Raw genomic sequence first — 13,376 nt, 5'->3', positions numbered from 1 at the left:
AGTGCGCTTAACCTTTGCTATTGCTAACTTGTCCATAAATAAGTCCCTTTTTCGTAAACTTATTTTAGGACGGGACACCAAGCAAAAAAACGCCAGTCGCATCAGCCACTGGCGTTTTTTTGCTATGGTTATCGCTTATATTTATACTTCTTATTATTTAATACTTCTTATAGCGCGATTGACTCTATAGCGTTACGGAATTGTTTTCCCCCAGATTGGTCGCTTTTTTGCCATCCATGACCGCAGCGGTGGTCATCTTAAACATATTGACCACTGAGCTACCACTGAGCCAATATTCAGCGCCATGTGGCACGACTTTGATGAGCTGGACATTTGGGTCTTCTTTGCCTTGCTCGTAGAATGCATTATAAATCGGCGACCATAGCTCATCGAGCTTTTCTTGGTCTTCAACCAGCTCGGCTTTACCATTGATCGAGACATAATTTTTGGCGTCTTGGCTGACATAAGCCAAGTTTACTTGTGGGTTTCTTTCGATGTCTTTGACGGTTTCGGTGGTTTTATCACCGATAAACCAAATCTCTTTGGCGCCGATACTGGTTTCGCTGGTGGTCATCGGGCAGGCATGCAGGTGGTCTTCATGCGTACGGGTGGTCATCATGGCAAATTTGACGTCTTTTACCAATTCTTGCACTTTATCGATATGGTCTTGTCTACTCATAGGGATTTCCTTTTCTTTATAGTTTGTTAGGGTTATAGATTGTTGATATTTGATAGTGTGTTATTTGATGGTGATTGGCTTTGAGCAAAGACTTTGGATAAAAATATAAAAACCTTCTGCTATCCAGTAACTGCCATCTAGCATAACGACTACTGGCAAAGCATTTATATAGGCTGCCAGTAATGCGATGTGACGGTTTGTAAGGACTATAAGTATTAGGTAAAAATTGTGACGGCATCCATCAAAGCTTGCTGCTTTGCAACCTCTCAATGCTAAAAAGACAAGCCAAGCAAGACTATATGAATAAGACTATCTATGCATAAAGCACCAGTGAGCGGCAATGCGCCATGCGGCCATAACGGGCAAAAGGGCAGCCATTAGCGCAGCAGATTGCTGCTGCATCAAGTAAAGAAGCCGTCACTTTGGCAATTTATCGTGGTTTTGGCCTGCTTATTATGGGGCTTCTTGTTATAATACGCAGACCATTTACTTTGCATGGCAGAGATGCCTTTCTTACGGATTATGCCTTTATGATGACCATCGCCGGACAACCGTTTCTTACCGATTTTCAGACGCAGCAACTCATCAGTCAGTTTCAGCAAAAGACCGAACTAAATGTCAGCCAGATCCATACTCAGCAAGTGTATGTGCTATCACGAAAGCTTGTTGATGAAGACGCGCAAAAAGCGCGGGACTTGCTGGGCGTCACAGCGGGCACTGAGCTTGTCGCTCCAGAGGACAATCAGATACAAGTGATCGTCGGGCCGCGTTTTGGGACGATCTCGCCATGGGCAAGTAAAGCGACTGATATCTTTAATAACTGTGAAATTAAAATCAATCGCGTCGAACGTGTCATTGTTTATACCCTCACGGTCGATGGTGAAGCAGACGAAAAACTGCCAGTAAATGCTGAGCAGTTGTTATTTGACCGTATGACCCAGAGCTTGGTTTATGACTTAAACGACGTGAGCAAGTTGTTTGATGACGAACCACCAGCGGCGCTCAATCGTATCGATGTGATGGGTGAAGGACGCAGTGCCCTTGAGTCGGCCAATACTCAGTTTGGTTTTGCGCTATCGAGCGAAGACATTGATTATCTGATGAATGCCTATGTCAATGAGCTGCAGCGTAATCCGACCGACGTTGAACTGATGATGTTTGCGCAGGCCAACTCTGAGCATTGCCGTCACAAGATCTTTAATGCCGAGTGGACGATCGATGGCGAAGTGCAGCCAAAGTCATTGTTTCAGATGATCAAAAACACCTATCAATCAAACCCGCAAGGCATCTTGTCTGCTTATAAGGACAATGCAGCGGTTAGAACAGGGGCGGAGGGGCTGCGTTATTATCCGGTGCCGACCGATGCGATGGACGCCAACTCAAGCCATCCGTATGCCTTCCATCAAGAAGCCATCGACATCTTAATGAAAGTCGAAACCCACAACCACCCAACGGCGATTGCTCCTTATGCTGGCGCGGCAACGGGCGCAGGCGGTGAGATTCGTGATGAAGGCGCAACGGGCCGCGGCGGTAAGCCAAAAGCCGGTCTGACAGGTTTCCACGTATCGCACTTGCATATCCCTGAGATGCCTGAGAAGTGGGAGCAGTCTGGTCAATTAAGCACGCAAGACTACGGTACGCCAGATCGTATGGCCACCAGCCTTGAGATTATGACCGAAGCACCACTTGGTAGCGCCAACTTCTCCAATGAGTTTGGTCGTCCCAACCTATGCGGCTATTTCCGCAGTTTTCAGCTTGATACCTCGGCGGCAAAAGACGGCAGCGAGATGCGCGGCTATCATAAGCCAATTATGCTGGCGGGCGGTTATGGCAATATCAAACGCAACCTCATTGAAAAAAACGCCATTCGTGAAGGCGACCTGCTTATCGTCCTTGGTGGCCCTGCGATGCAAATCGGTCTGGGCGGCGGAGCAGCATCGTCAGTCGATAGCGGTGAGTTGGATGAAGGTCTAGACTTTGCTTCAGTGCAGCGTGATAACGCCGAGATGGAGCGCCGTTGTCAAGAAGTCATCGATCGCTGCTGGGCCTTAGCGGGTAACGATGCTGACGCTAGTAATGCCAGTAAAGACGGCAACCCAATCGTCTCTATCCATGATGTTGGGGCAGGCGGCCTGTCAAATGCCATGCCAGAGCTGGTCGATGACCATGATATGGGCGCGCATTTAAACCTACGTAAAATCCCGTCGCTAGAAGCGGGCATGTCGCCAATGGCCATCTGGTCAAATGAGGCGCAAGAGCGTTATGTCCTCGCGATTCGCCCAGAGAGTAAAGAGCAATTTGATGCGATCTGTGCTCGTGAGCGCTGCCCGTATGCTATCTTAGGTGAAGCGACTGAAATACGTCAGCTTGTCGTTAATGACGAATTACTACCTGAGCAGCCGGTTGATATGCCGATGCAAGTATTGCTCGGTGGCACGCCAAAGATGCAGCGCAGCTTTGAGCGTCAAGAGACTGAGTTGTCCGCGCTGAACTTGGCTGATATCAATCTAACCGAATCCATCAAAGACGTGCTACGTCATCCAACTGTCGCTAGCAAGTCTTTCCTTATCAGCATCGGTGACCGCTCGATCACCGGTATGGTTGTACGCGATCAGTATGTGGGCCGCTATCAAGTGCCCGTCGCTGACTGCGCGGTGACAGCATCAGGTCTGGTGGCGCTAGATGGTCAGCCGATGACTGGTGAAGCGATGAGTGTCGGTGAGCGTACGCCTGTCGCCCTTATCAATCCAAAAGCCTCGGCGCGTCTGGCGGTTGGTGAAGCCATTACCAATATCGCCGGTGCCCGTATCGCTCAGCTATCCGATATCACCATGTCGGCGAACTGGATGGCGGCATGTGGCGACGACGCAGAAGACGCGGCATTGTTTGACGCTGTCTATACCGTTGGCGAAGAGCTGTGCCCAGCACTCGGTATCGCTATTCCAGTCGGTAAAGACTCGCTATCGATGCGTGCCAACTGGACGGATAACGATGAAGGTGAAAAACAAGAAAAATCAGTCGTCTCGCCTATGAGTTTGGTCGTGACGGCCTTTGCACCAGTCGCTGACGTGGCAAAAACCCTCACCCCTGAGCTGATCAACGGCGACAGTGCGTTTTACCGTATTGACTTATCTAAAGGCAAATTGCGTCTGGGCGGCTCGATCCTTGCGCAAACGGCAAGCCAATTGGGCAACGAATGTCCTGACCTTGAAAAGCCAAGCGACTTGATCGACTTTTTTAACTTTATCCAAGCGGGTAACGCGCAAGGCGTTATCAGTGCTTATCATGATATCGGTGATGGTGGCTTGCTGGCGACGATTGCAGAGATGCAGTTCACCAGCCGTCAAGGTATCAAGTTGTCATTGGCTGATGACAGTCTACTCGGTCAACTGTTCAGTGAAGAGCTGGGTGCGGTGGTTCAAGTTTTACCAGAAAACGTCGCAGCTTTGATGGAGCTAGCGGAGCAATATAACGTCGGTGATATGCTTAGCCTTGTCGGTCAAAGCACTGAAGAAGATAGCCTTATCATTCAAACGCCAACACTCATGGGTGACGATACCCTACGCTTTAGCCGTGCTGAGCTGCAACAAGAGTGGAGCCAAGTCAGCTACCAAATCGCCCGTCGCCGTGACAACCCAGCGTGCGTGCAGCAAGAGTATGACTTAATCTCTGATGCCAGCCATCAAGGCCTGATCGCTGCACCAAACTTTAATCTGAATCAAAAGGTTGAAGAGCCATACTTAAATAGTCGCGACACTAAACCAAGAGTCGCTATCCTGCGCGAGCAAGGCGTTAATGGTCAGACCGAGATGGCAGCTGGCTTTACCCAAGCTGGCTTTGAAGCGGTCGATGTGCACATGAGCGACTTACTAGAAGGCCGTATCAATCTACGTGACTTCGACGGTTTGGTTGCTTGTGGCGGCTTTAGTTATGGTGATGTACTTGGCGCAGGCTCAGGCTGGGCAAACTCTATCTTGTTCCATGACGAATTGCGCATGCAGTTTGTGCGCTTCTTTGCCCGTCCGAACACCTTTAGCTTGGGTGTTTGTAACGGCTGTCAGATGATGGCGCAGCTCAAAGACCTGATTCCAGGCGCAGAGAACTTCCCACGCTTCATCGCCAACCAGTCGGCTCGTTTTGAAGCGCGTACCGTCAACGTCAAAGTCGAGCGTACCAAGTCCATCCTGTTCAAAGGCATGCAAGACAGTATCTTACCAATCGCTGTGGCGCACGGTGAAGGCTATGCCACGCTGGACAACACCGAGATTGACGGTATGGCAAAACACGGTCAGCTCGCCATGCGTTATGTCGATAGCCAAGGTCATCCAACCGAGACCTATCCGCTCAATCCAAACGGTTCGCTTGGCGGTGTCACGGGTCTATGTAGCACTGACGGCCGCGTCACTATCATGATGCCGCACCCTGAGCGTAATCTAAAAGCCTACAACCACAGCTGGAAACCAGAAGCGTGGGACGAGGATGGCGCGTGGATGCGTATGTTCCGTAATGCAAGGGCTTGGTTGCGTTAAGATCGACTGAGTCAGCTTAGAATATTGTTTGAGGTAATAAAAAAAGGTGAGCGTAAAGCTCACCTTTTTTTGTTTTGGGTTTATGATTTGGTTCTATATGAGAGAAAAATTACCGTATAGAAGGTTTTTCAATCGATTACTCATCCTCTGAATGTTCATTAGTATTCTTCTGAGCCTCAGCGATCAATTCATGAATTCTAGCGCTTTCTCTTAGCACGCAAGCCTCATAAGCCGACAGCTGCTCAGGCTCTTGTTCTTTTTGCTTTTCTTGCTCCTGCTCTTGTTTGGCTTTTTCTTCTAGGTATTTCTGTAGCTCGTCTTGTTCATTTTTCTCATTGTATTGTGAGTTAGTCATGGTTTATGTCTCCTAGCATTTTTATCACTTAATAAAAGTCATCACGACCAGCATACTTTTTATTTAATGCCTTTAAGATAGCATAAGTTTCCAAATCCATCTCGCCCGTTGGTCGCTGCGGGCGAAAATGTAGCTGAAAGGCATAGACTACATCTCGGCTGGCTTTGTCCCACGCGTCTGTGTCATTGATTTGATAACCGTAATCACGAAACGCTTGCTTAATCTCAGGTATCGTCGCTGCGGCAAAGGCGTCTGGATGCATAAAGTACTGCTTATCAAATTCATCATACCAAGCGCCAACGCCGTACTCTTTATATAGTCGCTGCCAAGGGAACTTGGCTCCGGGGTCGATTTTACGTGATGGCGCTATATCAGTATGGCCGACGATATTTTTTGGAGAGATGTCATAGCGCTTGGCGATATCTTGCACCAGCTCGGCGACTTTTTTAATCTGTAATTCATCAAATGCGACATAGTGCTCGTACGGATGATAGTCGAGCACGCCATTGTTTAGAGCATTGCGATATTCAGGCTTGATGCCTGCATTGACAATCTCGATGCCGATGGAGGTATCGTTAAGTATCGTCCTACCAGCAAACCCGCTGTCGCCTGCATGCCAAGCGCGCTCGCTCTCATCTACCAAGCTATAAACCTTGTCGTCATCCCTATCCAAAATCAGATAGTGGGCGCTGACTTGACCGGTGGTCAGGGTTTTTATCGAGCGCTCATTGTCTGAGACGGTGTAGTGCAGGACGATGGTTTTGATACGCTGGCTTTTGCCAGTGGCTTGATAACTGGTGCTATCGATGACATAACGCGGCGTCGATGTTGCCACGCAGCCGCTGATTGGCAGGATCATGCACAGAGCCCATGCGAAAGGTTTTACCATGTTTGGCCTATTTGAAAGTTTTTGCTTTTACAATAAGGATGTACTCTTAAGAATGTACTCTAAGGCGTGGCCTCAATCCAATCGACTGTCATTTAACACAGTCAGCTAAACGGCTTAAAAATGGCTAAATCTGGCCAAGTGCTGTCAAACCGCAATTTGTCTCATTTTTATCCCTATTTTTCAAATGAGGGCACGCCCTAGTATAAGGCTTTTGCGTATTTATTTTTTCAACCATTATGATTGGTATTGCTATCTGTTTTTTAGGTCGATGGGCGATCAGTGTTGTGAGTCTTGATGGTATCTTGTCGTATTTTTTTGGCCAAAACGGTCTTCCAGCTGTCCTCCAAGCACTCAATCGCCAACCACGGCTCGATCACCTTGGCATCATACTTTTCTTTTGAGTTAGACAACTGCCATAGCGTCTGGAGCGTCGCAAAGGGGTAAGGACGCTCGACCAGATAGACAGGCAAACCTGCATCGACCATCCCATCGCGCACCACCTGAAAGTACCAGCCAGCGATGCCTTGTTTGCTTACCCATGCCGCGATGTTGGGCACTTTGGTAAACTGGCCGATTTGGTCGTTTATTTTGTAGCAAGGCCGTCGCGGCTGGACGATACGCAGCTGGAGGCTGGCAGCATTTTCTATTTCACCATACTGAAAAACATCACCGATACAGACGCTAGACTCTTCCATCTCAGGCAGGTCATTTACTGCTTCAGTGATGAGGTTTTCGCCGAGTGTGCCGACCCGTACGTTAAGGTCAAACGCTGCATTGATCTTGGTATAAGTAGCGCACGGCAGCTGGTGCACCGCTTTTAGCGGGCCGCCATGATGCTTACGATCGGCTTGTTCGTCTGTGGTCAAGCCCATAAAGTCAACGGCGACAGGGGCGCTAATCGGTGCTTTGTCAATCGCGCTCATGGCTTCGCGGGCGAATGGCATGGCTTTGCCTGCGCGCACCTCTATCAAGGTCGCGATATGCAGCGGTAACGGGTGATCAAAATCTGTATGAACGTTTGGGGTAGCGGCGTTGGCAATGGCAGTACTCATGGCGTGTCCTAGTAGATGATTATCTAGAGATAAAATGGTTTTATCATGACATTATAGTAGCGCAAACGCGGCGCAGTTGCAGTCTTGTTGACCAAAACCCAAAAAAAAGACCAGACGGGTTCGCTGATCTTTTTTGTATCACTTGTATATGCGTCTGTAGAAAAGACAGCTGGTGGCCGTAGATTAATTGCGGCGACCGGCTTTCTTTTCGCGCGGGGTAGCGACCAGCTCAGCTAGGCTCTCAGGCGATGACCACAGACCCTCTAGGTCATAAAACTCGCGGGCTTGCGGGGTCATCATATGCACGACGACAGCCCCTAAGTCGATCAAGGTCCAATCCGAGTCGTTACCGCCTTCACGGCCAAGTGGCATAAAGCCTGCTTGCTTGACTTCGGCTCCGACGCTGTCAGCCATCGCGCGGACATGGCGCTTTGAGGTACCGTTTGCGATGACGATACGCTCCATGACATCGGTTAGGCTCTCTACATTCATCACGGTAATGTTTTTTGCTTTCATGTCATCGAGGGCGCTTTCTACAACGGCTAAGCATTCTTTTAAACGGTCGTCAGTCATGGTATTGGTCATAAATTTTCATCTCTTAAATCGTAAATATATAAAATAAAATGTTAAAGCGTCCGTCTGCCTAGGACGATATTATCCCAGTGACCATTATGTCAAAGTGGCTATCAAGCCAGTAGTCCAATCATTAGCCAAAACATCAGTCAGCGTATCAGCGGTCAAGTCCTAGAGGGGCAAGCATGGCAAAATAACAAAGATAAGGCGATTTTAACGGAATTGCGCCGCAGAATATAGCTGATGGACGATAATATAATGATAAACAGCAGGATTTAGCCATTTAGCGAGTGGATCGGGCGGGTTCATAATAGCATTGATAGCGGATGCTGCGGTCATTTGCTCGTCTATAACTGGCTTGGTATGGTTGCCAGCCGCGCTATCAGGTGCCGCTTCGCTATCACCACGGGGCTGCTGCTGTAGCGTTTGCCGTATCTGCGTGCTGGAGATGGCTGCTACTTGCCGCATATCTATATAAATGCGGCCAGACGCTGAGTTTTTCAAGACCGCCTGCTCTATCGTAGGGTCTGTAGGCGTTTGAATAAAAGAAGGCGGAGAGATAGGCTGGGTCAATGCCGCTGGCGAGTCGGTGACTGCCGTCTGCAAAGGTGTGGGCAGCCAATCTTGCAGCGCTTGTCTGGCGTTATCCGTATCAGGGACTGGCATAGTATCGCGATAAAAGACCCACAGATGTACATAATCGGTCAGCTGTAGACCATCTTGCCATTTATCCAAACTGCGGGCGCTGTCCATACCCATGATAAATATCAAGCTGTCGACAGGATAACGCTGGCGCAGGGTGCGCACGCTATCGATGGTATAGACAGGCGGCGGCTGCCAAATCTCAAGCTCATCTATGTATAGTGGTGTGTCTTGTATCGCCAGCTTTAGCATGGCCAAACGATGCTTAGGGTCGCTGCTTTGGCGCTTGAAGGGTGAGCGCGAATTGGGCAACAACGACACATAAAGCGCGCGCTGCTGCGCTTGGGCGAGTGGTAGCAGGCTTTGATAGACTGCCATCGCCATCTGTACATGCCCGCGATGGACAGGGTCAAATGAGCCGCCAAGATAGGCGCGAATGGCAGGTGCAGGTTGCGCAGGTTGCAGGGTGGTGTTTGACATAGATAAACGAATAAAAAGCGGATAAAAATATAGTGGCTCAAAGACGTGAGATGAACTATAGCATCATTGTAAGCGTGTGGCAGTAGATGTCATGAAAAGCGCGTTATATTTGCTTAAATCTCACTAATAAAAAACCGACCATCAGTATGACAGTCGGTTAAATAACAGAAAGATAAAAGACAGTGCGACGCGAGGCAAGTGGTGATTAAATCAAGTCGCTATAGGCTTGGATGGCGGTCAGGGCGATGGTATAGATGATATCATCGACCAGTGCGCCGCGAGATAAGTCATTTACCGGCTTGTTGAGACCTTGTAGCATGGGGCCGACGCTGACCACATTGGCACTACGCTGTACGGCCTTATAAGTGGTGTTGCCCGTGTTTAGGTCCGGGAAGATAAAGACATTGGCTTGGCCTGCGACCGGTGAGTCGGGCGCTTTTTGTTTGCCGACACTCATCACAGAGGCAGCATCATACTGTAGCGGGCCATCGACTTTTAGCTCAGGTGCTCGCTCGCGGACGATTTGGGTGGCACGCGTGACTTTTTCCACATCCGCGCCGCTCCCTGATGAGCCAGTAGAGTAGCTGATCATGGCAACTTTTGGGTCGATACCAAAGGCGGCGGCCGACTGCGCTGACTGAATGGCAATCTCGGCGAGCTCTTCGGCATTTGGATCTGGGTTGATGGCGCAGTCACCATAGACCACCACTTGCTCAGGCAGCAGCATAAAGAACACCGACGATACTAAGGAGTATTGCGGTGCGGTTTTGATGAGCTGAAAGGCAGGACGCACGGTGTTTGCCGTGGTATGAATAGCACCAGATACCAAGCCATCGACTTCGTCTAGCTGTAACATGACCGTCCCTAAATAGACCGTGTCTTTTAGGTATTCGGCGGCCACTTCTGCACTGGTCTTACCTTTGCGGCGCTCGACGACAGCAGCGATATACTTGCTCATATCAAGGCTATCGGGATCGATGATTTCAAGGTCATCAGGAATGGTCAGATCGCGGTTTTTGGCCACTTGCTCGACATCGGCGCGCTTGGCGAGCAGCACACAGTTGGCGATACCGCGGCTTTGACAGATGCAGGCCGCTTCGACTGTACGTGGTTCCGCGCCTTCTGGTAGGACGATGCGTTTTTTGGCATGTTGGGCTTTTTTGACCACTTGATGACGAAACGCAGAAGGCGACAGGCGCGGCTCATGGTTTTGGCTAAAGTAAGTCTTAATCCAGCTCAAATCTAGGTGCGCGGCCACATAACGCGCCACTTCATCAGCGCGCTCGGTGTCGTCACTTGGAATCTCAGAGCTCATATGCACAAGGCTCTGTACCGTCTCGTAGCTGTCGGACTCGACACTCATGACCGGAATGCCCGTTTTGAGCGCCGACTGCCATAGCTCAGCGACGGTGGCACTTGGCTCGACGCCGCCTGTCAATACCAGCCCTGCCAGCGGGATACCATTGATACAGGCCAAGCCTGCGGCCAATAGCAAATCATCGCGATCGCCTGGTACGACGATCAGGGTGCCGCGTTTAAACACCTCGTCGACACGTGACACCGAGCGCGCGGTGAGGCTAATGCGGGTAATGCGGCGCGATTTGGCTTCGCCGACGTTGAGCCACTTGGCATCGAGCTCGGTGGCGATATCCCACGTGCGAGGCACAGACAGCGAGTCACTAAACGGCACCACCCCGATCAGGCGAAATGCATCGGTATTAAAAGTAGGGGAGAGGCGCTGCACCTCTTGCATAAAGGTGTCATCTAAGTTGACGATAGCCTCGCCTGGTGCGACGGGCTGCGTCTCAAAGGTATTTGGCACGTCGTGTACGCGCATCAAAATCACCCCAAGAGTGCGGGCGCTGACGATACCGCCGAACTCGCGCGCGTGCACATCGATTTTATCTGCCAAATGCGCCGGATTTTTGGTGTCGGCAGTGCTGACAAAGATGATTTTGGCATCGAGTGCGTGGGCGATGGCGCGGTTGATTTGTGAGGCATAAGAGGTTTCTGTGGTTGGCACCAGACCTTCACAGATGACCACGTCATAATTGTCGCCAATCGTATGATAATTGACCACCACTTCTTCCATCAAGTCGTCTAGGTTGTCATCGCCCAGCATACGCTCAACGCGCTGACGGCTGATCGATTTTGGTGGATTGAGACCAAAAGCATGCATGGTCAAAGCGCTGGTACTGTCCAAGCTATGCTGCTTATCAAAGGTATCATCTTGCAAAAACGGCTTCATAAAGCCGGCTTTGATACCGTTATAATCAAAAGCGCGAATCAGGCCGAGCGCCGCTGATGTCACACCGATACCGCGACTAATGGGAACAAGTAAAATGGTTTGCATAGTGTATCCTACGGTTTATTGTATTTTTAAAGCGTGTTCATCCTTGCCAGAATGAGTCAGATAGATGCCGCGCTTTTTGATAGCGATCATCAAAGGCACGGACAAAAACGCTGACAAACCCATCCTCACGATGGATCTGTCAGCAGACAGAACCTAGGTGAGGCTCAAGGCTTCACGGGTTTCTTGAGCGATGCGGCATTCTTCGTCCGTTGGGACGACCCAAAGCTCCAGATGGCTGTCCTCTGCGTGGAAACTGCCTTCGCTACCGCCAAACAGCCCTGCGTTTTTGTTGGCATCGACCTTGATACCAAAATGACGCATCACCTCTAAGATACGAGTACGGGCGGTGACCGAGTTTTCACCGATACCACCGGTAAAGACGATACCCGTCAGCTCAGGCAGCGCACAGCTTAAGCTGGCCAGATACTTACCCACGCGGTAGCAGAACATCTCGATAGCCAGTTTGGCATCTTGGTGGCCTTCGTTGGCCGCTTCTTCGACTGTACGCAGGTCGTTCGATAGCCCTGAGATACCCAGTAGGCCACTTTCGTTATTGAGCATCGCATCGATGTCTTCTAAGCTCATATCGAGCTGGCGCTTTAGGTGCATGTGCAAACTTGGGTCGACATCGCCACTACGGGTACCCATCATCAAGCCCTCAAGCGGGGTCAGCCCCATGCTGGTATCCAGACTCTTACCATCATAGACGGCGGTCGCCGAGCAGCCGTTGCCCAGATGCGCGGTCAGCCAGCCATGCGGGCCTTTTGTTTGAGTGATTTCACTGGCGCGCTCTGAGACATAGGCATGAGAGGTACCATGAAAGCCATAGCGGCGGATTTTATGCTCTTCGTAGAGGGCTTTTGGTACTGGGTAGCGAAATGCCACCGGCGGCATGGTTTGGTGAAAGGCGGTATCAAAAACCACCACCTGCGGAATCTCGGGGTAGATGGCTTGTACCGCTTCGATGCCCAAAGCGTGAGCTGGGTTGTGTAGCGGGGCCAATATTTTTAGGCGTTTGACTTCGTCTAAGACATGCTCATCGACACGTACCGCTTCTGAGTACTCGCGGCCACCATGGACCACGCGGTGTCCGACAGCGATAAAGTGATATTGCTCTAATAACTCAAGGATTTTTTGTAAGGCCAGTTTGTGCCGGCCGCCTGGGATAGAGATTTCTAGCTTATCGCCATTGATGGTGGTGTGTTTGATACGGGCGGTGTCAAGGCCTAAGTTTTCGGCCAGTCCAGTGATACGAATAGAGTTGTCTTCGCTGATGAGGGCGTATTTGATAGAAGAAGAACCGCAGTTGAGGACTAAGGTAGGGTTGGTTAGGGTGGATGTTTCTGCGTTTTGGTCGTAAAAATTGGGATTTAGGCTGTCGCTCATACTCTCTCTATCCTTAGATGATTTTTGTTAAATGGTGACTCAGTAAATGAGTCGCGGGGTAATACACAAAAACCAGCGATATCCAAGCTGACATAGGTCAAGCAAGCATATGGCTGATTTGAGGTATCCTTGGCTGTCACGGTCGATCAGTGTGTGTTGAGTTGCCCGCTAGCACCCAAACACAGTCGCAAGGTCCGTCTATAATGTAACACATTTTTGTGGCTATACCATGATAACTATCAGGGTTAAAGCCATAAATCGTTGCTTGGCAAATACAACTGTACACCGAGTGTAGTCAATGTCTATCGAGCGTTAACACAAAAAATAGCAGCCAATAAAAATTGTAAGAAAGTTTGTCTAAATCAGGATAATGCGCTTTTTTGTGCTCAAAAACTGTCCGTTTGTCCGCCAGTAAAACGATGAGGAATTTATTACCCT

At 49.8% G+C, this 13,376-nt stretch carries 10 protein-coding genes; 2 read left to right on the top strand and 8 right to left on the bottom strand.

Annotated elements, in window-relative coordinates:
• The coding region (locus tag BTV99_RS13695; protein WP_218607473.1) for a hypothetical protein at positions 1-190 on the top strand (190 nt) is incomplete at its 5' end.
• Here BTV99_RS13695 and BTV99_RS08025 read toward each other — a convergent pair.
• Positions 185-679, bottom strand: coding sequence for a pyridoxamine 5'-phosphate oxidase family protein (locus BTV99_RS08025; protein WP_075101845.1), 495 nt, complete (start codon positions 677-679; stop codon positions 185-187). The genes BTV99_RS13695 and BTV99_RS08025 overlap by 6 nt on opposite strands.
• A gap of 530 nt (positions 680-1,209) precedes the next feature.
• Here BTV99_RS08025 and purL point away from each other — a divergent pair.
• Complete coding sequence (purL, locus tag BTV99_RS08020) at positions 1,210-5,208, top strand: phosphoribosylformylglycinamidine synthase (protein WP_075101844.1); 3,999 nt, start codon at positions 1,210-1,212, stop codon at positions 5,206-5,208.
• A gap of 136 nt (positions 5,209-5,344) precedes the next feature.
• Here purL and BTV99_RS08015 read toward each other — a convergent pair whose 3' ends face one another.
• The 7 genes from BTV99_RS08015 to BTV99_RS07985 form a co-directional block, all read right to left on the bottom strand.
• Positions 5,345-5,563 carry a hypothetical protein gene (locus BTV99_RS08015; protein ID WP_075101843.1) on the bottom strand — a complete coding sequence of 73 codons (219 nt, stop codon included), beginning with the start codon at positions 5,561-5,563 and terminating at the stop codon, positions 5,345-5,347.
• A gap of 28 nt (positions 5,564-5,591) precedes the next feature.
• Positions 5,592-6,422, bottom strand: a complete 831-nt coding sequence (locus BTV99_RS08010) for an N-acetylmuramoyl-L-alanine amidase (protein WP_256713758.1) — start codon at positions 6,420-6,422, stop codon at positions 5,592-5,594.
• A gap of 290 nt (positions 6,423-6,712) precedes the next feature.
• Positions 6,713-7,504: an MOSC domain-containing protein gene (locus tag BTV99_RS08005; protein WP_075101841.1), complete on the bottom strand. Its 792-nt coding sequence runs from the start codon at positions 7,502-7,504 to the stop codon at positions 6,713-6,715.
• A gap of 183 nt (positions 7,505-7,687) precedes the next feature.
• Positions 7,688-8,089, bottom strand: a complete 402-nt coding sequence (rsfS, locus tag BTV99_RS08000) for a ribosome silencing factor (protein ID WP_075101840.1) — start codon at positions 8,087-8,089, stop codon at positions 7,688-7,690.
• Between the two features lie 201 nt (positions 8,090-8,290).
• On the bottom strand, positions 8,291-9,199 hold the full coding sequence (locus BTV99_RS07995) for a nicotinate-nicotinamide nucleotide adenylyltransferase (RefSeq protein WP_075101839.1): 909 nt from the start codon (positions 9,197-9,199) through the stop codon (positions 8,291-8,293).
• A 205-nt stretch (positions 9,200-9,404) separates the two neighbouring features.
• Positions 9,405-11,552, bottom strand: coding sequence for a phosphate acetyltransferase (gene pta, locus BTV99_RS07990; protein WP_075101838.1), 2,148 nt, complete (start codon positions 11,550-11,552; stop codon positions 9,405-9,407).
• Positions 11,553-11,705: 153 nt separating this feature from the next.
• The gene (locus BTV99_RS07985; protein WP_075101837.1) at positions 11,706-12,938 is read right to left on the bottom strand and encodes an acetate/propionate family kinase; all 1,233 of its coding nucleotides are present in this window, start codon (positions 12,936-12,938) and stop codon (positions 11,706-11,708) included.
• Between the last annotated feature and the right edge of the window lie 438 nt (positions 12,939-13,376).

Source organism: Psychrobacter sp. Rd 27.2 (assembly GCF_001921755.1).
GTDB lineage: Bacteria > Pseudomonadota > Gammaproteobacteria > Pseudomonadales > Moraxellaceae > Psychrobacter > Psychrobacter celer.
Note: the sequence above shows the minus strand (reverse complement) of the source record. Positions and strands in the feature narration are given on the sequence as shown.

Bases quoted from the DNA above. Each gene is read 5' to 3' on its own strand.
- BTV99_RS08025 (WP_075101845.1), bottom strand. From the start codon at position 679: ATGAGTAGACAAGACCATATCGATAAAGTGCAAGAATTGGTAAAAGAC.
- purL (WP_075101844.1), top strand. From the start codon at position 1,210: ATGATGACCATCGCCGGACAACCGTTTCTTACCGATTTTCAGACGCAG.
- BTV99_RS08015 (WP_075101843.1), bottom strand. From the start codon at position 5,563: ATGACTAACTCACAATACAATGAGAAAAATGAACAAGACGAGCTACAG.
- BTV99_RS08010 (WP_256713758.1), bottom strand. From the start codon at position 6,422: ATGATCCTGCCAATCAGCGGCTGCGTGGCAACATCGACGCCGCGTTAT.
- BTV99_RS08005 (WP_075101841.1), bottom strand. From the start codon at position 7,504: ATGAGTACTGCCATTGCCAACGCCGCTACCCCAAACGTTCATACAGAT.
- rsfS (WP_075101840.1), bottom strand. From the start codon at position 8,089: ATGACCAATACCATGACTGACGACCGTTTAAAAGAATGCTTAGCCGTT.
- BTV99_RS07995 (WP_075101839.1), bottom strand. From the start codon at position 9,199: ATGTCAAACACCACCCTGCAACCTGCGCAACCTGCACCTGCCATTCGC.
- pta (WP_075101838.1), bottom strand. From the start codon at position 11,552: ATGCAAACCATTTTACTTGTTCCCATTAGTCGCGGTATCGGTGTGACA.
- BTV99_RS07985 (WP_075101837.1), bottom strand. From the start codon at position 12,938: ATGAGCGACAGCCTAAATCCCAATTTTTACGACCAAAACGCAGAAACA.